This is a genomic window from Stenotrophomonas indicatrix, from assembly GCF_050573115.1.
Taxonomy (GTDB): domain Bacteria; phylum Pseudomonadota; class Gammaproteobacteria; order Xanthomonadales; family Xanthomonadaceae; genus Stenotrophomonas; species Stenotrophomonas lactitubi_A.
The window spans coordinates 462,170-481,574 of record NZ_JBNYZT010000002.1 but is presented as its reverse complement, the minus strand read 5'-3'; the positions used below and the strand labels follow the sequence as shown (position 1 = coordinate 481,574).

Annotated in this window: 21 protein-coding genes; 12 read left to right on the top strand and 9 right to left on the bottom strand. The window is 64.9% G+C overall.

From position 1 onward, the window contains the following. The first annotated feature begins 158 nt into the window (after window positions 1-158). The 7 genes from ACQ5SA_RS08150 (at window position 159) to map (ending at window position 5,773) form a co-directional block, all read left to right on the top strand. Window positions 159-845 (top strand): MtnX-like HAD-IB family phosphatase, encoded by a 687-nt coding sequence (locus tag ACQ5SA_RS08150; protein ID WP_165376634.1) that lies wholly within the window; start codon window positions 159-161, stop codon window positions 843-845. 48 nt (window positions 846-893) lie between these two features. Then, window positions 894-2,294 carry an aspartate aminotransferase family protein gene (locus ACQ5SA_RS08145; RefSeq protein WP_089239694.1) on the top strand — a complete coding sequence of 467 codons (1,401 nt, stop codon included), beginning with the start codon at window positions 894-896 and terminating at the stop codon, window positions 2,292-2,294. 32 nt (window positions 2,295-2,326) lie between these two features. Beyond that, entirely contained in the window at window positions 2,327-3,391 is a 1,065-nt protein-coding gene (locus ACQ5SA_RS08140; RefSeq protein WP_499313926.1) for a GNAT family N-acetyltransferase, read from the top strand. A gap of 3 nt (window positions 3,392-3,394) precedes the next feature. Then, window positions 3,395-4,279: a hypothetical protein gene (locus tag ACQ5SA_RS08135; protein WP_499313924.1), complete on the top strand. Its 885-nt coding sequence runs from the start codon at window positions 3,395-3,397 to the stop codon at window positions 4,277-4,279. Window positions 4,280-4,340: 61 nt separating this feature from the next. Beyond that, on the top strand, window positions 4,341-4,700 hold the full coding sequence (locus ACQ5SA_RS08130) for a bleomycin resistance protein (protein ID WP_499313923.1): 360 nt from the start codon (window positions 4,341-4,343) through the stop codon (window positions 4,698-4,700). 67 nt (window positions 4,701-4,767) lie between these two features. Beyond that, window positions 4,768-4,980, top strand: coding sequence for a ParD-like family protein (locus tag ACQ5SA_RS08125; RefSeq protein WP_025873788.1), 213 nt, complete (start codon window positions 4,768-4,770; stop codon window positions 4,978-4,980). Window positions 4,981-4,990: 10 nt separating this feature from the next. Then, window positions 4,991-5,773, top strand: a complete 783-nt coding sequence (gene map / locus ACQ5SA_RS08120; RefSeq protein ID WP_499313921.1) for a type I methionyl aminopeptidase — start codon at window positions 4,991-4,993, stop codon at window positions 5,771-5,773. On the opposite strand, the gene ACQ5SA_RS08115 is transcribed toward map, so the two are convergent. After that, on the bottom strand, window positions 5,770-6,384 hold the full coding sequence (locus tag ACQ5SA_RS08115; protein WP_205404839.1) for a LysE/ArgO family amino acid transporter: 615 nt from the start codon (window positions 6,382-6,384) through the stop codon (window positions 5,770-5,772). The genes map and ACQ5SA_RS08115 overlap by 4 nt on opposite strands. Window positions 6,385-6,488: 104 nt before the next feature. On the opposite strand from ACQ5SA_RS08115, the gene ACQ5SA_RS08110 reads away from it, so the two are divergent. The 5 genes from ACQ5SA_RS08110 (at window position 6,489) to ACQ5SA_RS08090 (ending at window position 12,172) form a co-directional block, all read left to right on the top strand. Then, complete coding sequence (locus ACQ5SA_RS08110) at window positions 6,489-7,382, top strand: LysR family transcriptional regulator ArgP (RefSeq protein WP_499313919.1); 894 nt, start codon at window positions 6,489-6,491, stop codon at window positions 7,380-7,382. A gap of 111 nt (window positions 7,383-7,493) precedes the next feature. Next, window positions 7,494-8,870 carry a TolC family protein gene (locus ACQ5SA_RS08105; protein ID WP_499313917.1) on the top strand — a complete coding sequence of 459 codons (1,377 nt, stop codon included), beginning with the start codon at window positions 7,494-7,496 and terminating at the stop codon, window positions 8,868-8,870. Then, window positions 8,863-9,876: an HlyD family secretion protein gene (locus tag ACQ5SA_RS08100; protein ID WP_499313915.1), complete on the top strand. Its 1,014-nt coding sequence runs from the start codon at window positions 8,863-8,865 to the stop codon at window positions 9,874-9,876. Before ACQ5SA_RS08105 ends, ACQ5SA_RS08100 begins: the two co-directional genes overlap by 8 nt. Then, window positions 9,861-11,048 carry an ABC transporter permease gene (locus tag ACQ5SA_RS08095; protein WP_499313914.1) on the top strand — a complete coding sequence of 396 codons (1,188 nt, stop codon included), beginning with the start codon at window positions 9,861-9,863 and terminating at the stop codon, window positions 11,046-11,048. Before ACQ5SA_RS08100 ends, ACQ5SA_RS08095 begins: the two co-directional genes overlap by 16 nt. After that, window positions 11,045-12,172, top strand: coding sequence for an ABC transporter permease (locus ACQ5SA_RS08090; RefSeq protein WP_499313912.1), 1,128 nt, complete (start codon window positions 11,045-11,047; stop codon window positions 12,170-12,172). The genes ACQ5SA_RS08095 and ACQ5SA_RS08090 overlap by 4 nt, the downstream gene beginning before the upstream one ends. Window positions 12,173-12,215: 43 nt before the next feature. Here the strand turns inward: ACQ5SA_RS08090 and ACQ5SA_RS08085 are convergent, their stop codons facing one another. The 8 genes from ACQ5SA_RS08085 to ACQ5SA_RS08050 form a co-directional block, all read right to left on the bottom strand. After that, a complete protein-coding gene (locus tag ACQ5SA_RS08085) occupies window positions 12,216-13,502 on the bottom strand; it encodes a hypothetical protein (protein WP_499313910.1) in 1,287 nt (428 codons plus the stop codon). A gap of 219 nt (window positions 13,503-13,721) precedes the next feature. After that, entirely contained in the window at window positions 13,722-14,090 is a 369-nt protein-coding gene (locus tag ACQ5SA_RS08080; protein WP_025873797.1) for a glycine zipper 2TM domain-containing protein, read from the bottom strand. A 154-nt stretch (window positions 14,091-14,244) separates the two neighbouring features. After that, window positions 14,245-16,467: a methyl-accepting chemotaxis protein gene (locus ACQ5SA_RS08075; RefSeq protein ID WP_499313908.1), complete on the bottom strand. Its 2,223-nt coding sequence runs from the start codon at window positions 16,465-16,467 to the stop codon at window positions 14,245-14,247. Between the two features lie 143 nt (window positions 16,468-16,610). Further along, window positions 16,611-17,483 (bottom strand): DUF2628 domain-containing protein, encoded by an 873-nt coding sequence (locus tag ACQ5SA_RS08070; RefSeq protein WP_499313906.1) that lies wholly within the window; start codon window positions 17,481-17,483, stop codon window positions 16,611-16,613. A 62-nt stretch (window positions 17,484-17,545) separates the two neighbouring features. Further along, complete coding sequence (locus tag ACQ5SA_RS08065) at window positions 17,546-17,680, bottom strand: hypothetical protein (protein ID WP_499313904.1); 135 nt, start codon at window positions 17,678-17,680, stop codon at window positions 17,546-17,548. A 227-nt stretch (window positions 17,681-17,907) separates the two neighbouring features. Further along, on the bottom strand, window positions 17,908-18,192 hold the full coding sequence (locus tag ACQ5SA_RS08060; RefSeq protein WP_499313902.1) for a YrhB domain-containing protein: 285 nt from the start codon (window positions 18,190-18,192) through the stop codon (window positions 17,908-17,910). 76 nt (window positions 18,193-18,268) lie between these two features. Beyond that, entirely contained in the window at window positions 18,269-18,472 is a 204-nt protein-coding gene (locus tag ACQ5SA_RS08055) for a toxin glutamine deamidase domain-containing protein (protein WP_499313900.1), read from the bottom strand. Window positions 18,473-18,518: 46 nt separating this feature from the next. Beyond that, complete coding sequence (locus ACQ5SA_RS08050; RefSeq protein WP_499313898.1) at window positions 18,519-19,160, bottom strand: hypothetical protein; 642 nt, start codon at window positions 19,158-19,160, stop codon at window positions 18,519-18,521. Window positions 19,161-19,405 lie beyond the last annotated feature (245 nt).

Sequence of the window (19,405 nt, the reverse complement as noted above, 5' to 3'; positions counted from 1 at the left end):
CTGAAGCCCGGCGAGGCCTGCGCCGCGTCACTGGCTGAACGCTTCCCGAGCGCCTCCATTCGAGCTTTCAGGCGGAAAGGAACGAGAAAGACGGCCTGCCTACATTGGCCCCGTCGCCGGCATCGTGCCAAGGCCTCTCTTCATCGACGGAGCTGCCCATGCAATGGAGCATCCTGTGTGACTTCGATGGCACCATCAGCCTCGAGGACGTCATCGATTCACTGTTGGAAAAGTTCGGCCAGCCCGGTTGGCAGCAGCTGGAAGATCAGTGGCGTTCGGGTGAGATCGGCTCGCGTGAATGCATGCAGGGCCAGGTCCGCCTGCTGAAGCTGGATCCGGCCACCCTCGATGCACACCTGGACCAGGTACGCATCGATCCGGGCTTCGCCGCCTTCGTCAATCGCGCACACGCATTGGGTCTGCCACTGCGCATCGTCAGCGACGGCCTGGACTACGCGATCCATCGCATCCTTGCCAACCATGGTCTGCCACCGCTGCCTGTCGTGGCCAACCACCTGCGCTGGTGTGACGGCCATTGGCAGCTTGAATCCCCTTACCAGGCCGAAGGCTGCCGCAGCGGTACCTGCAAGTGCACCTGCGCAGCGCAGGCACGTGCCGACGAAGCGCCCCGCGTGCTGATGATCGGCGATGGCGCCTCGGATTTCTGTGTCTCCGAACACGCCGATTTCGTGTTCGCCAAGCGTCGCCTGATCGCCCATTGCACCAACGCCGGCATTCCCCACGCTGCCATCGACACCTTCCACGACGCTACTGCGCTGCTGCCGCGCCTGCTCGACGGCAGCCTGCTTCAGCCCTCGCTTCCGCGGCTGCTCGCCACCGCCTGATCGCTCCGCCCGTTGCTTCATTCGAATGCCCTCTCCGGAACCGAACCGATGAATATTTTTGACAAGAACGCCGATGCCGCCATCACCGATGCGCAGCTGCTGGCAGACGAAGCCCGCTACAGCTCCTTCGGCGACACCGTGCACTACGTCGATCCGCCGAAGATCTTCCAGCGCTGCGAAGGCAGCTACATGTTCGACGCCGCCGGCACCCCGTACCTCGATCTGCAGATGTGGTACTCGGCGTGCAACTTCGGTTACGCCAACCAGCGCCTGAACAATGCGCTGAAGGACCAGATCGACACCCTGCCGCAGGTCGCCAGCCAGTACCTGCACCCCACGCGCGTGCAGCTGGCCAAGACCATCGCGGTGGACATGCACGAGAAGTTCGGCCTCGATGGCCGCGTGCACTTCAACGTCGGTGGTGCGCAGGCGGTGGAGGACTCACTGAAGATCGTCCGCAACGCGCGCAACGGCAAGAGCCTGATGTTCGCGTTTGAAGGCGGCTACCACGGCCGCACCCTCGGTGCCTCGTCGATCACCTCCAGCTATCGCTACCGCCGTCGTTACGGCCACTTCGGCGAACGCGCGATGTTCATCCCGTTCCCGTATCCGTTCCGTCGCCCGAAGGGCATGACCCCGGACGAGTACTCCGACCACTGCGTGCACCAGTTCGAGCGCCTGTTCGAAAGCGAGTACAACGGTGTGTGGGATCCCAAGGTCGGCCAGGCCGAGTACGCCGCGTTCTACGTCGAGCCGATCCAGGGCACCGGCGGCTATGTCATTCCGCCGCGCAACTTCTTCAAGGGACTCAAGCGCGTGCTGGACAAGTACGGCATCCTGATGGTCGTCGATGAGATCCAGATGGGCTTCTGGCGCACCGGCAAGCTGTGGGCCATCGAGCACTTCGATGTCACCCCGGACGTGCTGGTGTTCGGCAAGGCGCTGACCAACGGCCTCAATCCGTTGTCGGGCCTGTGGGCGCGCGAAGAGCTGATCAACCCGACCGTGTTCCCGCCGGGTTCTACCCACTCCACCTTCAACTCCAATCCGCTGGGTACGCGCTTGGGCCTGGAAGTGCTGAAGCTGGGCAAGGAGATGGACTACGAGCGCACCGTGCCGGAGAAGGGCGCCTACTTCCTCGACGGCCTGCGCGGCCTGCAGAAACGCCATCCGGAAATCGGCGATGTCGACGGCCTCGGCCTGGCCCTGCGTGCAGAAATCTGCGCCGCCGATGGCTTCACTCCGAACCGTGAGCTGCTGGACCGCATGGTCGACATCGGCCTGGCCGGCGACCTGCTGCACGACGGCAAGCGCATGGGCCTCGTGCTCGATGTCGGTGGCTGGTACAAGAACGTGATCACCTTCGCGCCCTCATTGAACATCACCTACGAAGAGATCGATCTGGCGATCACCCTGCTGGACCAGCTGTTGACCAAGGCCAAGGGCTGAACTGCAATGCGCTGCCGGTTCCCGTGCCCCGCATGGACATGATCCCGCGTGTTTCCAGCACCGCGCTGGAACCGGCCGCGCTGCTGGAGGGCTTCCTGGCCCACCCGCCCCTGGGGTTCGATGCCAGCCGCCTGCCCAGTGGCCTGCCCAGCTTCCGTGCACCGCTGGATCTGACCACGACCCTGGACGATGCACTGCGCTCGCGCCTGCTGGGGCTGCCGCTGTCACGCCTGTGGCGACCGTGGCTGACCTGGCAGACGCGGTTCATCGGCACCACCAGCACCGAGTACACACCGCTGCCGGCGCATGTGTCGGCGGCAGCACTGGCCGACGACGTGCTGCGCCACGGCGTCGGTGACAGCCGACTGCTGGTGGTCAAGGACCTGGCAATCGATTCGCCCTTGCTGGACGATGCGGCCAACGCACACAGCCAGGCGTTCCTGCAGGCGCTGCTGGAACGTGGGTTCATCCAGCTGGAAGGCATGCCACTGGCATGGGTGGCGATCGATTTCGATGACATCGACGCCTACCTGGCGCGCCTGTCCACTGCGCGGCGCAAGAACATCCGGCGCAAACTGCGCTCGCGTGCCCATCTGCAGATCGACTGCATCGCCACCGGTGATCCCGCGCTTGCCGAGCCACGGCTGCAGGCCGAACTGCACGCGCTGTACCTGCAGGTGTATGCACAGAGCGCCGTGCATTTCGACCAGCTCGACCTGCCCTTCTTCCAGCACCTGCTGGCAGACACGCAGGGCCAGGGGCGCTTGTTCCTCTACCGCCACAACGGCGAGCTGATCGGCTGGAACCTGTGCTACGTGCACGCCGGCAAGCTGGTGGACAAGTACATCGGCCTGTCCTATCCGCAGTCGCGCGACCACAACCTGTACTCGGTCAGCTGGATGCACAACCTGGAGTACGCGATGCAGCACGGCCTCAGCCACTACGTCGCCGGCTGGACCGATTCCCGCATCAAGGCCGAACTGGGTGCCCGCTTCACTTCCACCGTGCATGCGGTGCACGCGCGCTCGCCCCTGCTGCGCGCCGTCCTGCGCAGGCTGGCCCCGCACCTGCAGGCTGAGCCGGATGGAGGGGGTTGACCGATGCAGCTGCGTCCCCCGCTGATCCTCGACCTCGATGGTGGCGTACTGCCGTTGCCGCAGGCACGCACGCTCGCGCTGCAGCACTGGCATGACCCGCTGCGTTTTGCCTGCCGCAACACCACGCTGTCACGCTTCGCCAATGACGTTCTGTTGCCGTTGCCGGCACAACTCGGCACGGTGATGCTCGGCAGCGGCGACTTCCACCATCTCAGCCTGCCACTGCTGCAGCGCCTGCACACACGCCCCCCGTTCCAGCTGGTGGTACTGGACAACCACCCGGACAATATGCGCTTTCCCTTCGGCATGCACTGCGGTTCCTGGGTGAATGCCGCCGCCGCGTTGCCGCAGGTATCGCATGTGCATGTACTGGGCATCACCTCCACCGATATCGGCCGGGGCCATGCGTGGGAGAACCACTGGCGGCCCTTGCTGGGGCGACGGCTGACCTACTGGTGCATGGATGTGGATGTGGGCTGGGCCAGCCGCATGGGCATGGCAGGTGCCTTCCGCCGCTTCGAGCATCCCGAGGCGCTGGTCGCCGCGTTCGCCGCCGAACAGGCGCAGGCGCCGCGGCCCACCTATCTGTCGATCGACAAGGACGTGTTCGCTGAAGAGGTAGCGCGCAGCAACTGGGACCAGGGCCGCTTCCAGCTTGAACACGCACTGATGGTGATCGAGGCCCTGCGCACGGGTGGACTGGTGGGCAGCGATATCACCGGCGAGGTGTCACTGGCCAACTACCAGAGCCGTTTCAAGCGCTGGTTGTCGTCGCTGGATGGGCAACCCGACATCAGCGCCGATGAGCTGCCCGCATGGCAGCAGCAGCACCAGCAGGTGAACCGCGAACTGCTGGCGGCGATGGCGGCAGTGCCGACTGCCTGCTGAGCGGGATAATGCCGGCCGGCGGCCGGCACTACACTGGGTTCCCGCCCCCGGAGCCGCCGTCATGCCCCAGACCGTCATCCCGCAGCTGCGCATGCGCCATGCCGATACCAGCCTGCCGTTCTACGTGCAGGGCCTGGGCTTCCTCGTCGACTGGGAGCACCGCTTCGAACCCGGCTTCCCACTGTTCGCCCAGCTCACCCGCGAGGGCCAGACGATCTTCCTGACCGAACACAGCGGTGACTGCGAAGTGGGCGGCGCGGTGTATTTCATCGTCGCCGACGTCGATGCCCTGCACCGCGCGTTCAGCGCTGCGGGGGTACCCATCGAGCAGCCGCCACACGATACGGATTGGGGAAGCCGCGAAATGCTGATCGTCGATCCGGACGGCAACCGCCTGCGCTTCGCCACGGACGCTGGCTGAACGCCCCTAGCTTGAGCGGGAATATACATTTCGTATACGCTTCGTATATTCCTTGTCGAGAACTCCCATGGGCATCGTCAACATCGATGACACCCTGCACGACCAGCTGCGCCGTGCCTGCACCGTCTCCAACCGCTCGATCAACGCCCAGGCCACGTTCTGGATCCGGGTCGGCATGCTGTGCGAGATGAACCCGACCCTGAGCTTCCAGGACGTCGTCGCCAGCGAACTGCGCGCCGCCGGCGTGCAGCCGCAGCTGCTTGCACCCGGGCGGGCCTGAGCCGATGGCCATGATCAAGCGCGCCGACGAGATTGACCGCCTGGCCGAGTCTGGACGACTGCTGGCGCAGGTCTTCGCGATGCTCGACGCACTGCCGCTGCAGGGCCGCAGCACGCTGGAGATCAACGACATCGTCGAACGCATGATCGTCGACGACCTGCAGGCACGGCCCGCCAGCAAAGGCCAGTACGGGTTCCCGTACGTGCTCAACGCCTCGATCGACAACGTCATCTGCCATGGCATGCCGTCGGCTGACGATGTGCTGCGCAATGGCCAGATCGTCAACCTCGACATCACGCTGGAGAAGAACGGCTACATCGCCGATTCCAGCACCACGTATCTGGTGGGTGAAGTCGACTACGCCGCACGCAAGCTGGTGCAGGTGACCTACCAGGCCATGTGGAAGGGCATCGCTGCTGTGCGGCCCGGCGCGCGCCTGGGCGATATCGGCCACGCCATCGCCCGCCATGCCCGCAGCCATGGCTACAGCGTGGTGAAGGAATACTGCGGCCACGGTATCGGCCAGGAAATGCACGAGGAGCCGCAGATCCTGCATTACGGCCATGCCGGCACCGGCATGGAACTGCAGGAAGGCATGGTGTTCACCATCGAGCCGATGCTCAACCAGGGCAAACCTGCGATCCGCCAGCAGCCCGACGAATGGCCGGTGTACACCCGCGACGGCAAGCTGTCGGCGCAGTTCGAGCACACCGTGGCCGTGACCCGTACCGGTGTGCGCGTGCTGACCCTGCGCCCCGATGAAACCCCGTTGTGCGCGGTGGACGCGGCCTAGAGCGGACGCAGCAGCAACAGCAGCGCGAGGCACAGCATGAAGGCCGCCACGCCTGCATCCAGCACCCGCCACGCTGCCGCGTTGCGGAACACCGGCTGCAGCAACCGGGCGCCGAATCCCAGCCCGCAGAACCAGAGCACGCTGGCCACGCAGGCGCCCGCCGCGAACGCCCAGCGCAGCTCACCCGGATAGCGCGTGGACAGGCTGCCCAGCAACACCATCGTATCCAGGTAGACGTGCGGGTTGAGCAGGGTGAAGGCCAGGCAGGCCAGCAGCACCTGCCGCCGGCTGCCACCACTGGCATCAGCCGCGGCCAGCGCGCTGCCACCGCGCCATGCGCGCAGCCCGGCCTGCAGGCCATAGCACAGCAGGAAGGCGGCCCCGCCGAAGCGCAGCACCTGCAACAGCAACGGCCACTGCAGCACCAGCGCTCCCATGCCGCCCACGCCGGCCAGGATCAGCGCGATGTCCGCGCCCATGCAGGCCAGCACCACCATGCCCACGTAGCGCCGCTGCAGGCCCTGCCGCAGCACGAAGGCGTTCTGGGCACCAATGGCGATGATCAGGCCAGCCCCCGCAAACAGGCCGGCCAAGGCCGCAGCAATCCACATCCGACGCTCTCCACCGTGAAAGGAGGCGCAGGGTGCGACCAACTGACCCGTTAAGGCCAGCTGGTTTTTCTTTATCCTGTGCAGAAAAACTGAAGAGGCACCGCGTGGACCTGGTACATCCGCAGTTGAGCGCCTTCACCGCGGTGCTCGAAGAAGGCAGCTTCGAGGCCGCCGCACGCCGCCTGTCGATCAGTCCGTCGGCGTTGTCGCAACGGATCAAGGCGCTTGAGGACCGGCTGGGCCAGGTGCTGGTGGTACGGCAGGCGCCATGCCGGCCTACCGCTGCCGGCGAAGTACTGCTGCGGCGGGTGCGGCCGATGCAGGCGCTGCAGGCCGAAGCGTTGGCCGAACTGTTGCCGGACCGCGGCAGCGATGCCACCCGCACGCCGATTCCGTTGGCGGTCAACGACGATTCGCTGGACACCTGGTTCGTCGCCGCCATCGCCGAGCTGCACCAGCGCCACGGCTACCTGTTCGACCTGCGCATGGACGACCAGGACCACACCCTGGAACTGCTGCGCAACGGCAGCGTGCTGGGCGCGGTCACCGCCGAACGCAAACCCCTGAAGGGCTGCAACGTACATCCGCTGGGCGCGATGCGCTACCACGCCATCGCCTCACCGGCCTTTGCGCGGCGCCACTTCAGCAAGGGCATGCAGGCCGACGCATTGGCGTCGGCGCCGATGATCGTGTTCAACCGCAAGGATGAACTGCAATGGCGCTTCCTGCGCAGGCTGACCCGCGCACGCCTGCAACCGCCCGTGCACTACCTGCCCTCCTCCACTGGCTTCGTCGATGCTGCCGCACGAGGACTCGGCTGGTGCCTGGCGCCAGAGGCGCTGGTCACGCCAGCAGTACAGGCCGGGCAGGTGGTGGTGCTGGAACCTCGTCGCTGGCTCGACGTACCCTTGTTCTGGCAGCATGCCGCCGTGCGTTCAAGCACGCTGCAGCACATCACCCTGGCGCTGCGCACCGCCGCTGGCAACACCTTACGTTGAAAAGAGCATGATCCAGACCACCGCAGACCCCGGCTTCACGCACGGACCACTACCGTTTGCCCACTTCTTCACTACAGGAACGGCATGCGCCTGAGCTGCCCACGGACAAGGATGCACCGCGCACTCGGCGCTGCCGGCCTGGCCCTGCTGGCGAGCCTGCCGCTGGCTGCAGCGGCGCAGACCAGCGCGCCTCCCGCACTGGAATGGGAACAGGCGCGGCAGCGGCTGGAACAGGTCTCCGACGCGCTGGCCGCTGCTGATGCCGGCGTGCGCAACAAGGAAGAACTGCAGGAAGCCACCCGCCTGCTGCGCCTGCCAGAGATCACCGGCGAAGTGCGCCGGCTGCAGTTCCAGAAGACCCTGACCCTGCCGCTGGGCTCACTGGCACCGGTGGCAGAGGCCTATGGCATCGACTCGCCGCTGTCGTTCACCGAACGCGATTGGCGCACGCGGCCGGCGGTCACCGCAGTGCTGCCGCTGTACACCGGCGGCCTGATTCCCGCCGCGCAGCGTGCTGCCGGTGCCGCCAGCGAACAGGCCAGCGCCGAGCGCGAAGCGCAGCGACAGTCACTGACCGTGCAGCTGGCCCAGGCATATTTCGGCCAGCGCCTGGCCGAGCAGGCCGTAGTCGTGCGCCGCGATGTGCGCGATGGTTTGAACCGCCACCTGTCCGATGCCGAAAAGCTGGAACGCGAAGGCTTCGCTACCCGCGCGCAGCGCCTGCAGGCTACCGTCGCCCGCGACAAGGCCGAGCGCGAATACCAGAAGACGCTCAATGACCTGGCCACGCTGAAGGCTGCACTGGCCACCCTGCTGCGCAGTGGCGGCGATGTGCAGCCGCTGTCACCGCTGTTCGTGCAGCGCGCGCCTCTGGAACCGGTCGCCAGCTTCGAGCGCACCGCGCAGGCACGGCAGCCGCAGATCGCGCGCCTGCGGGCGATCGTCGCGCAGGCCGAACAGGGCGTGCGCGTGCAGCAGGCCAAGCTCAAGCCAACGATATTCCTGTTCGGCCAGTACGACTTCCGGCGCCGCGACGAAATGCTGACCGATCCGGACTGGGCGTTCGGCATCGGCCTGAAGTACACCTTCCTGTCGCCGAACTCGCGACCGGCACAGATCAGCGCCGCACGCGCGCAGCAGGAGCAGGCCGAGGCCGGCCTGCGCGAGGCCGAGAACCAGGTCGCACTCGGTGTGCGCAAAGCCTGGAACGAGCTGGAAACCGCACGCCAGCAGTTCGTGCTGCTGGACAGCAGCATCGCCCAGGCCGACGAGAACCTGCGCCTGCAGGAGCTGGCCTTCCGCGAAGGCCAGGCCACCTCACTGGACGTGATCGATGCGCGGCTCGGCCTCGGCGGCGCCCGCGTCGAACGTGCGCAGGCGGCCTACCAATACGATATCGCCTTGGCGCAGTTGCTTGAGGTGAGTGGACAGATGGACCGCTTCGAAGACTATCGGCGGCGTGCAGACGAGGTGATCGATCATGAGTGATGTGTTGCACGACGAAGCAACGACGCCCCCGGGCAAGCGCCGGCTGGGGCCGATTCTGCTGGTGGTGTTGCTGGTGGCGGTGGTGCTGGGCCTGTGGCTGGCCTGGCGCAGCCCCGCCGACCAGATCCAGGGCATGGCAGACGCCGACACCCTCAACGTGTCGGCCAAGATCACCGCGCGCGTGGCCGAACTGAAGGTGCGCGAGGGCGATCGCGTCCAGGCTGGGCAGGTGCTGTTCCTGCTCGACAGCCCCGAAGTGGCGGCCAAGGAACAGCAGGCGCACGGCGCGCTGGCCGCGGCGCAGGCGGTGGCCGACAAGGCCAACGACGGCGCACGCAGCGAAGACATCCGCGCGGCCGAAGCCAACTGGAAGCGCGCCGAAGCCGGCGCCACCCTCGCCGAAGCCACCTATCAGCGCGTGCAGAACCTGTTCAACGAAGGGGTGATGACCCGGCAGAAGCGCGACGAAGCCGCTGCCCAGGCCACCAGCTCACGCGAACTCGCCCGTGCCGCCCGCGCCCAGTACGACATGGCGTTGGCCGGTGCGCGCGAGCAGGACAAGCGTGCCGCACAAGGTCAGGTGCAGCAGGCGCAGGGCGCGGTGGCGGAAGTCAACGCCGCACGCGTTGAAGTGGAAGGTCGCGCACCGGTGGCCGGTGAGATCAACAAGCGCATGGCCGACCCGGGCGAACTGGTCCCGGCCGGCTACCCGGTGTTCACCCTGGTCGATATCGACCGCATGTGGGTGTCGATGAACCTGCGCGAATCGCAGATGCAGGGCCTGAAGGTCGGTAGCAAGCTGCGTGGCAGCGTGCCGGCGCTCGGCAAGGACGACGAGTTCGAGGTCTATTTCATCAATCCCGCGGGCGACTACGCCACCTGGCGCACCACCCGTCAGTCATCGGGCTATGACGTGCGCAGCTTTGAAGTGCGGGTGCGCCCGGTACGCCGCATCGAGGGCTTCCGCCCCGGCATGAGCGTGCTGTTCGCATGGCCGCAGCACTGAATACCGACCGCGGCGGCTTCGGCGGCTCATGGCAGCGCGAACTGCGCCGGTTGCGCAGCAACCGTGCAGACCTTGCGCTGGTCACCGTGCTGCCGCTGTTGATGCTGGTGGTGATGGCCTGGATGTTCTCCGCATCGGTGATGCGTGACGTGCCGATTGCCGTGGTCGACCTGGACCACAGCAGCGACAGCCGCCTGCTGCTGCGCATGCTCGACGCCAGTCCCGGTGTGCGCATCGCCAGCCAACCGGCTGGCATGGAGGAAGCGCGCGCGCAGCTGCGCCGGCTGGAGGTGTTCGCAGTGGTGCTGGTGCCGCGCGATGTGACCCGCCAGGCGTTGCGCGGCCGCCAGGGCACGGTATTTTCCTATTACAACGCCACCTACATGACCACCGGTCAGTCCGCAGCGCGTGATATCGGCGATGCGGTATCGGCATGGAACGCGCGCCTCCTGCGCGAACGCATCGGCCTGCAGGTCGGGCCGGGCAAGTTGCGTGCCGCGCCCATCGCGGTGCAGTCGGACATCCTGTTCAATCCGGCACGCAGCTACGAGCTGTTCCTGCTGCCGCTGATCTTCCCGGCGGTACTGTCGCTGGTACTGGCGTTGGCGGTGGCCGGCAGCCTCGGCCGCGAAATCCGCGACGGCACCCTGCCCGCCTGGCTGGGCCACGCGCCGTGGTCGGCCATTACCGGCAAGGTGCTGCCCTACGTCCTGCTGTTCTCGTTGTACGGCGCGCTGGGCGCGGCCTACCTGGCCTGGCTGCGCGGCGACGGCATCGCCGGCAGTGTGGTTCTGCTGCTGCTCGCGCAGCCGCTGTTCTACTTGGCCACCGCGGCCTATGCACTGTTCTTCGTTGGCGTCACCCGCGACATGGGCACGGCCCTGTCTGCCGTGGGCCTGAGCATCGGCACCGCGCTGGCCTTTTCCAGCGCCACGTTCCCGGTGATCGACGCACCGTTGTTCACCCGCGTCTGGCACCTGCTGCTGCCACTCAGCGCCTACATCAAGCTGCAGACCCAGCAGCAGTTCATCGGCTCGCCACTGGCCGTGTCGCTGTGGCCACTGGCCACGCTGCTGCTGATGATCGTGGTCGCCGGCGGCATCGGCGGCTGGCGCCTGCTGGCGTTCGCGCGCACGCCGCAGGCCGCGCAACCCGCTGGAGCGGGCGCATGAGCAGGATCTGGCACAGCCTGCGGCAGACCCTGCTGGCCGTGCTCTGCGACCGCTATGCGATCGTGGTGATGGTCGGCGCGGTGATTCTGTACTCGTTCTTCTACCCCGCCGCCTATCGCCACCAGGTGGCCGGCAACCTGCCCGTGCTGGTGGTCGATGAAGACCACAGCGCGACCAGCCGCGAACTGCTGCGCAAGCTCGATTCGCTGCGCGTGGCCCATGTGGTCGGGCAACCGGCCGACCTGCAGGAAGCGCGTGCACAGCTGGAGGCAGGTCATGCCGAAGGCATCGTGCTGATCCCGGCCAACCTGGAACGCGACATCCTGCGTGGCCATCCGGCCAAGCTGGTACTGCTCGGCAATGGCGCCTATCTCGGCCGCGCCAGCTGGGTGCTGGGCAGCGTGGCAGATGCACTGGGTGCGTTCGGCCGCGAAGCAGCGGTCACCCAGGCCGCGTTCATGGGCGCGCCTCAGGCACCACCAGTCACCCTCGTGCAGCGGCCGCTGTTCAATACGCAGGAAGGCTACGGCAGCGCGATCGTGCCCGGCGTGGCCGAACTGATCGTGCATCAGACACTGCTGATGGGTATCGGCGTCCTGCTCGGCGGTCGCCGCCTGGTGCTGGGCCGGCGCCTGCGGTTCGACCTTCCCACTCTGACCGGCATGGCGCTCGGCTTCGGCCTGATCGGGCTGTTCGGGCTGTTCTGGTACGCCGGATTCACCGCCTGGGTGCAGGACTATCCGCGTGGCGGCAACCCGCTCGGCCAGCTGCTGGGCGGTACGCTGTTCATCGCTGCCACGGTAGCGTTCGGCCTGTTCGTCGGCAGCTTTTTCCGCACCCGCGAACGCGCCTTCCAGTACATCATCGCCACCTCCATCCCGCTGTTCTTCCTGGCCAGCCTGTCCTGGCCGGCGGTGATGACCCCGCGGCCACTGGTGTGGCTGGCGCAACTGCTGCCCACCACTTCGGGCATCAACCTGATGGTGCGCCTGAACCAGATGGACGCCAGCCTGGCTGAGGTCAGCCACGAACTGATCACACTGGCCGTGCTGCTGGTGCTGTACAGCGCCCTCGCCCTCTGGCGGCTGCACAGCAAAAAGGGGACGGAGGGGATCAAGTCCTAATGGGCACGAAGGAGGAAAACGACTTGCTCGCCTCCGTCCCCTTTTACGGCTCTGGTGCGTACCAGAACGGGATGCTGTATTCGCGACGGCGGCTGGGCCCACGTTCGCCGCCGTCGGCGTTCCAGACCAGTCGCAGGTCATGCCTGCCCGGTTTCAGGTCCGCCATCGGCAAGTAGCCCACCAGTCCGCGCATGTCCAGGTCGCGGCGCTCCATCGGCACGAAATCATGCAGGTCGACCCTGCCGCCATCCAGCTGCACCGTCCACAGCAGTGCCATGCAGTTCACCGCCGCTGTCGCCGCCTGTGCACCCTGCGCTTCGTTGCGGGCACCACCGGCACAGCGCTGCCGTGCTACCGGATTGTCACGCTGCGGACGGTGCGGAATGAACAGCCGCAACCGCGATGCACTGATGGTATCGGCCGGAATCATCGGATAGGGCAGCAGCTGGTCGTGCGCCGAGCGCAGCGATTCGTAGTGCGCGCCCAGCATGCCGTGGTCCACCGCTTCTTCGGTCACCACGCTGTAGCGGTTGAACAACGAGAACTTCATCGAGCCGTACACCTGCAGGGCGGCGAGCACCATCGCCAGCATTACCGCCGATATATAGATCACGGTGAACGAGCGACTGCGCAGGTTGCTCTGCAGGGTCCACTGCATGGTCTGCAGCAGGCGCAGCATCGGCACCCGCTGCAGGCCAGCCAGCACCGACTGCAGCCGCTTCTCCTGCCGTGCGGTGTCCAGGCCCCGCGCGTGTCGCCGCGCAATCGACTTCTCCAGCAGCATCGGCACCATCGCCAGACCGAGCAGGCAGACCATCAGCACCGCAACGATCGCCAGCGTGATGCGATCGACATCGCCGAAGGCGGCACCGATGGCCATCGCCACGCCGAGCGAGACAATCGCCACCACCAGCGTGCCGGCCAGGGTCTGCACGCACAGCAGCGTGGTCGAGAACAGCATGGTGGCAAGCCGGTCTGCGCGTTCGATGGTGCCGTCGAGCCCACCGTCGCGCTGCTTCAGGAACGCACGTGAGAACGGCCCCAGCATCGTCAGTCGATCCCAGTCGATGCCTTTGGGGAAGTGCGATTTCAGGCCGATCAGGCCGATCCAGTAGCCGCGCACCGCCAGGTGGATGATCAAGGCCACCGCCAGCACGTAGCACATGCCGACGCCGATGCTGAAGGCGAACCACAGCGCCTGGAAATAGACCCCTTCGGTATGCAGGCTGCTGCGCGCCCAGGCATCGAACAGGTAACCCGGCACGGCCAGCAGCGCGAAGGCAAGCAGGCCGGAAATGAACAGCTCCAGCTCGTCGGTGCGGTCGCGCACGCGGGAGTAGCTGGCTGTCGTGCGAGGCACTGCATCGGCAACATCGGACGGTTCCCGACGGTCTACAGCACTCGACTCGTTCACTGGCGATTCATCCCTGGAGGTCGGCGCAGTATAGGCATCCACCCCGCTTCACGGAACGGGACCGGAAACGAAGAACGCCGGCACAGGGCCGGCGTTCGGGGTACAGCAGTGTGGAAGGGGTTATCGCATGGGGGATCAGCGGTAGACGCGTTCACAACGGCGCTCGACCACACGGTCGCCGGTCTTCTGCTGATGGTTGCCCTGGATCTGCCGGCCGGCTGCGCCGCCCGCCACGGCACCGGCCACGGTTGCCAGCTTCTTGCCGTTGCCGCCGCCTACCTGGTTGCCCAGCAGACCACCGACCACGGCGCCGGTGGCGGTACCGGTGATGCGGTTGGGATCGCGGGTATTGCGCTGCACTTCCACGTTCTTGCAGACCACGCGGCTGCCATCGTTGAACTTGCGCCCTTCATCACGCGGGCCGTAATTCTGTGCGCCAGCGACGGACGAGGCCGCCAGCAGGGTGCCCAGCACCATCAATCGGGTCGAGGTCTTCATGGCCATCTCCTGTGCTCCGGTATGGCGCAAGTGTCTGCCTGCGGGTGGCAACTGCAGGTGAAATCCACGTCTCCGAGGGTTGAGCGGCCATCATCGGTTCAGGAAACAAAAATGCGCCCATCGCGACCAGCATCGCGATGGGCGCCGTCTCCCACCCGGCTTAGAACTCTTCCCACCCACCCGTATTGGCCGCCAGCGACGGCGACACGCGCGGCGCCACGCCGGTCACGCGACGCACCGGCGGCACGCTTGCAGCGACCGCTGCCAACATCGGCCGGACCGCTGCCGCCGCCACCGAAGCCCCGGTGCGGAACACCGATACCGCTTCGGCCAGCAGGTTGGCCTGCTCCTCCATCGACCGCGCGGCGGCGCTGGCCTCTTCCACCAGCGCAGCATTCTGCTGGGTGGTTTCGTCCATCTGCATCACGGTCTGGTTGACCTGCTCGATACCCGAGCTCTGCTCCTGCGAGGCCGCCGAGATCTCCGCCATGATGTCGGTCACCCGCTGCACCGAGGCGACGATCTCGCCCATCGTGGTGCCGGCCTGACGCACCAGCGCCGAGCCGTCGGAGACCTTGCCCACCGACTCTTCGATCAGGCCCTTGATCTCCTTGGCCGCACCAGCAGAGCGCTGCGCCAGCGTGCGCACCTCGCTGGCCACCACGGCGAAGCCCCTGCCCTGCTCGCCCGCGCGCGCCGCTTCCACGGCGGCGTTGAGCGCCAGGATGTTGGTCTGGAAAGCGATGCCATCAATCACGCTGATGATCTCGGCGATCTTCTTCGACGACGCTTCGATGGCGCTCATGGTGGTCACCACCTGGCCGACCACTTCACCACCCTGCGACGCTACCCCATGTGCACCGATCGCCAGCTGATTGGCTTGGCGCGCGTGTTCGGCGTTCTGCTTCACCGTGGAGGTCAGCTCCTCCATCGACGCTGCAGTCTCTTCCAGGTTGGCTGCCTGCTGCTCGGTACGCCGCGACAGATCGGTATTGCCCGAGGCGATTTCCCCCGCCGCCAGATTGATGCTGGATGCACTGGCCTGGATGCGACCGACGATCTGGGTCAGCTGCTCGACGGTGGCATTGCAGTCGTCCCGCATGCGCGCGAAGACACCGTGGAAGTCACCCTGCATGCGCACGGTAAGATCGCCGCGCGAGATCGCCTGCAACAGGCTCGACACCTGCACCAGGTTCTCGTCGGTGGTCTGCATCAACCGGTTGAGGCCGGTCACCATCTCGCCGAAATCGTGCTCGAAGCGCGTTTCGTCGCCACGCAGGCTGAAGTCACCGGCTGCAGCGGCCGTCGCCAGGCGGCGAATCTCGCCGTTGATGGCCGACAGGCTGGACTTGGTTTCATCCATCGCCTGGGTGATCGCCGCCTTCTCGCCCGGCAGGCGATCCATGTCCACCGACAGGTCGCCGCGCGCGTAGTGCTTCATCACCTCGATCAGGCGGTTCTGCACCTGCACATGCGAACCCACCAGCGCGTTGGTGTCATGCACCATCCGCCCGTAATCGCCGGGGAAGGTACTCTCGTCCATGCGATAGCTCAGGCTGCCGTCATCATGCTGCCGCGCCATCTCGCCCTGCGCCGTCATCACTGCCTGCAGCTGCCCCTGCATGCGCTGCATGGATTTCAGCAACTGGGTCACCTCGTCGTTGCCCGAGGCATCGATGACGTTGTCCAGGCGACCGTTGGCGATGCCATCGGCCAACTTCACCGCGCCCGCCAAGGGGCGGGTCAGGCTGCGGGTGATCGCCCACGCGGCCAGTGCACCGAGGATCAGGCTGAGCACACCGAATGCGATGGACAGTGTTCCCGTCCACGCTTCCGTGGCGCGGTACTCCTCACGGCTGCGTTCGGTCAGGGCTTCCTGGTGCCGCAGCAGGCTGGAGATCGCTTCATTCCAGGCCGTGGCCAGACCGTGCTCGGCCAGCAGTTCGGTGGCCGCACCATCGTAGTCGCCCGCCTTCATCCGCTCGTGCAGTTGCTGGGTGGAGACGTCGGTCGCCTTGCGTGCCGCCGCGATCTGCGCCACCAGCGTATCGCCGGTGGCATCGCGGGGAATCTTGACGTACTTGTCCCATATGCCGTCGTAGGTGCGGCTCAGTTCCTGCGCCCGCTGGTAATCCTTGTCGAACTCCTCGCCACGCTTGATCACCATCAGGCGACGATGCATCAGCACCGCGTTGTTGGTATCGAGCATGTCGTTCAACAACCGCATCTTGACCATGTTCACGCCCACTACTTTCTCGAACTGGGCGGACTTCAGATGGTTTCCGTACAACACCAGGCCGACGATGGCCAGGATGAACAGCAACAGCAGACCGAAGCCGGCAGAAAGCCGGGATCCCACACGGAGGTTGCGTAAGGCGAGCATCTCAATTCCCTTGATCGTGGCCCTATATCGATGGCGGCACGACCCGGGGAAACTTTAAGAACAGTTATTGAAACAACGCCGCGCTAACATAAACGGGTTCAAGCAGAATCTCACCGTGAGGAACTCAGGCCCGTGGCGGGGAATCAGCCACGCAAGCCGATGACGGCATGCCGGGTGAAGAATCGCATCTTCCCCTCGATCGTAAAGTCCGTGCGCCTGATTTCGCCCAACATCATCTCACGCTGTGCTTCGTCCAGCGTGCAAGGCTCCAGAACATTGGCATCCAGCACGGTACCCGGTGGCGTCAGACGTAGCTCGACAATGCAGACATTGTTGTCCATTGGAACACCCGCCGGCCACGCCGTCATCGCGATCGCACGCAGCTCCTCCTGGTACACCTCCCTCTCCGCACATTCGAGATCCGGGTCCGGCCGGTTCGCCGGCAGGTGCAGTGAAGACTGCCTGGGCGCTGCCTTCGGCATCGAACGAACTGCCAGATTGATCAGGGTGTTCTGTGAGGCCGTTACCGCCAAGGCGATCACCAGAGCGGTGTAGCTGACACCACCGGCCTTCTGCAGTTCGGCACGCCGCCGATGCGCGCCTCCATGCCCGGCAAGCACCTTGCGGGCAATCCTCCGGCAATGAGACAGGTACAGGGAATTCGCCAGGATTCCGGCAAGCACGCGGCAGACCACGAAGCCGACTGCCGCCAACCATGGCAGACCCATCAGGGTAAACGTGGTCATCGCCAAAGGCGGAACGATGAACCAGATCGTGCCCCATACAGGCATGCGTCGGAAGAAGAACCACAATGATGAAAACAGGAACGCCGGCCAATGCCACCGTCTCGGTGCCCTGGCGGCAGCGTCGTCCAGCCTCCAGAAATGGCAATAGGTGGAGAACCGGTCCCCAACCACAATCGCCAGCGCACTCTTTTCACTTGACTCGTCAGCGGCCGAGTCTGCGTCTCGCTCCACACCACCTTCAGCGCTACCGAAAGTAGGCTCGATCTTCATTCGCACTGATTCTTCATCCAAAAACAAGACACATTGATAATCGTTCGAAAGGCTGCGGAAGGTCAGTGAACTTCCGGCACTTTGGCATTCTTCGCGTAGACGACACTGAGGTAGTACTGCTGACCGCGAGCGTCAGAGGCAATCGTCTCAGTGAGGGTGATCGCCGGATCAGCACTCACCCATTCGGCCAGCAGCACCGCAGGCTTGTCGCGCGGGCACGCAGCTGTTTCGCTTACCCTTTCAGGCCGGCCATCTCCGCAAGGAATATCTCGCGTCGGGTCTGCTTGCGCTTGCCCAGTCCCTCGGCATCACCAAATGTCAGCTGCATCGATAGCTTCTCAACGTGTGCCGCTATTGTCTCTCACGCGGCAGACCAGGGCACAGGACCGCCGAAGCAGTTGTTCAGAGCACCCCTAAACACCCTTCAAGCCCTTCCATTTCCCAGCTTGGCAACCATGTAATCAACTATATATACCTCAACCGGCTTATCCGTACCCAATTCAAAGATTTCACCTAGCTCTCTATCAACCACAAACGGCGCATTCCCGGCCAACTGAGCTGAGAATTCACCGGTATCCAGGTATTCCACGGACTGGTAGCAAAAGTACCACCCATCGGAAAACTCCCCCCAACCTGTCACCCGGACCGAGACATCAGAATCCTCTAGATATGCAACGGCCCTACGCATCGCCTCTTCAAAATCGATCACTAGTTCTTCCTCATTAAATGAACATGCCTGAACTTTGAAAAATCGACACCCCTCCCCGTCTGACCATCTAGAAACCTCACCACGCCCCCCTCTGATTGATCACATTGAAAACGTGCCCCAGCGCACCAGATGGGTACGTAGCGTACCCGATGCCACGGCCACCATTGCCAGCGCCAGCCATCTGAGAAATCACTTCTTGCTGCGTCGTCGCCGCACCAAACCTCCCTCCAAACTGAGTTTCAACAACCCGAACTGAAACATCTTTGCACTGATTATTCATCCAAAAACAAGACGCCACTAATAATCGTTCGAAAGGCTGCGGAAGGTCAGAGAACTTCCGGCACTTTAGCTTTCTGCGCGTAGACGACACTGAGATAGTACTGCTGACCGCGGGCCTCGGAGACAATCGTCTCAGTGAGGGTTATCGTCGTATCACCACTCACCCATTCGGTCAGCAGCACCGCAGGCTTGTCGCGCGGACGCGCAGACGTCTCGCTTAACCTTTCAGGCCGGCCATGCCGTTCTGCCAGCACCTTCTTCACCCGGTTGTACCTGAATTCCGCACCTTTACCTGCCTTGATCTGCTCGTTGGTTACCGTCGCGGCGCGATCGAGATAGATAGCGCTCAGCGGCCCCTCGATTCCGCGAAGACCGAAGAACGCCACGAAGGAGATGCCGTCGATGGTGTAATCCTCGATGTAAGGGCCGCAGGCTCTGGCGTATCGATTCAATTCCGGCTCCTCTTGCTGTTCCTCAGGGCAGGCTCGCGTACCCAATCGCTCGCCCAGTGCTTCTTTCAGCTGGGCCTGGGTTGCGCCCCAGGCGACGCCCTCGAAGCCGGATTCGGCAGCCAGCGCGGGATGTGAAGTGAGTGCCAGACTCGCCGTGGCGATAGTTGCCCCCAGGGTGAAGCTGCTGCGGAAGGCGCGGCGAGCAATGCCGCGATGGTTCAATTCATTATCGATCATCAAGGTTATCCATTAAATGCACTCGACGTTCGATTTCCCGCAGTGCCAATTGCGTGTTCAGAGATTTCCTGGCTTCCGAATCATCAGACGACCACCGCAAGGCTCGCATGCGCGTCAGCAATCTGTGGCAAGAAAAATTCGGCGGGTCCGCTCATTCGAATACCGCCCTGCGCGCGCACCGCGCGACCCACACCGTCCATTGACTGATCCGCAGCGAGCTTCTGACGGTTCCCAACGCAGCATCT

Excerpts from the sequence above, each read along its gene's own strand:
- ACQ5SA_RS08070 (WP_499313906.1), bottom strand. The coding sequence starts at position 17,483 with ATGAAGATCGAGCCTACTTTCGGTAGCGCTGAAGGTGGTGTGGAGCGA.
- ACQ5SA_RS08105 (WP_499313917.1), top strand. The coding sequence starts at position 7,494 with ATGCACCGCGCACTCGGCGCTGCCGGCCTGGCCCTGCTGGCGAGCCTG.
- ACQ5SA_RS08130 (WP_499313923.1), top strand. The coding sequence starts at position 4,341 with ATGCCCCAGACCGTCATCCCGCAGCTGCGCATGCGCCATGCCGATACC.
- ACQ5SA_RS08050 (WP_499313898.1), bottom strand. The coding sequence starts at position 19,160 with ATGATCGATAATGAATTGAACCATCGCGGCATTGCTCGCCGCGCCTTC.
- ACQ5SA_RS08055 (WP_499313900.1), bottom strand. The coding sequence starts at position 18,472 with ATGAATAATCAGTGCAAAGATGTTTCAGTTCGGGTTGTTGAAACTCAG.
- ACQ5SA_RS08100 (WP_499313915.1), top strand. The coding sequence starts at position 8,863 with ATGAGTGATGTGTTGCACGACGAAGCAACGACGCCCCCGGGCAAGCGC.
- ACQ5SA_RS08095 (WP_499313914.1), top strand. The coding sequence starts at position 9,861 with ATGGCCGCAGCACTGAATACCGACCGCGGCGGCTTCGGCGGCTCATGG.
- ACQ5SA_RS08135 (WP_499313924.1), top strand. The coding sequence starts at position 3,395 with ATGCAGCTGCGTCCCCCGCTGATCCTCGACCTCGATGGTGGCGTACTG.
- map (WP_499313921.1), top strand. The coding sequence starts at position 4,991 with ATGATCAAGCGCGCCGACGAGATTGACCGCCTGGCCGAGTCTGGACGA.
- ACQ5SA_RS08090 (WP_499313912.1), top strand. The coding sequence starts at position 11,045 with ATGAGCAGGATCTGGCACAGCCTGCGGCAGACCCTGCTGGCCGTGCTC.
- ACQ5SA_RS08140 (WP_499313926.1), top strand. The coding sequence starts at position 2,327 with ATGGACATGATCCCGCGTGTTTCCAGCACCGCGCTGGAACCGGCCGCG.
- ACQ5SA_RS08125 (WP_025873788.1), top strand. The coding sequence starts at position 4,768 with ATGGGCATCGTCAACATCGATGACACCCTGCACGACCAGCTGCGCCGT.
- ACQ5SA_RS08075 (WP_499313908.1), bottom strand. The coding sequence starts at position 16,467 with ATGCTCGCCTTACGCAACCTCCGTGTGGGATCCCGGCTTTCTGCCGGC.
- ACQ5SA_RS08145 (WP_089239694.1), top strand. The coding sequence starts at position 894 with ATGAATATTTTTGACAAGAACGCCGATGCCGCCATCACCGATGCGCAG.
- ACQ5SA_RS08080 (WP_025873797.1), bottom strand. The coding sequence starts at position 14,090 with ATGGCCATGAAGACCTCGACCCGATTGATGGTGCTGGGCACCCTGCTG.
- ACQ5SA_RS08150 (WP_165376634.1), top strand. The coding sequence starts at position 159 with ATGCAATGGAGCATCCTGTGTGACTTCGATGGCACCATCAGCCTCGAG.
- ACQ5SA_RS08115 (WP_205404839.1), bottom strand. The coding sequence starts at position 6,384 with ATGTGGATTGCTGCGGCCTTGGCCGGCCTGTTTGCGGGGGCTGGCCTG.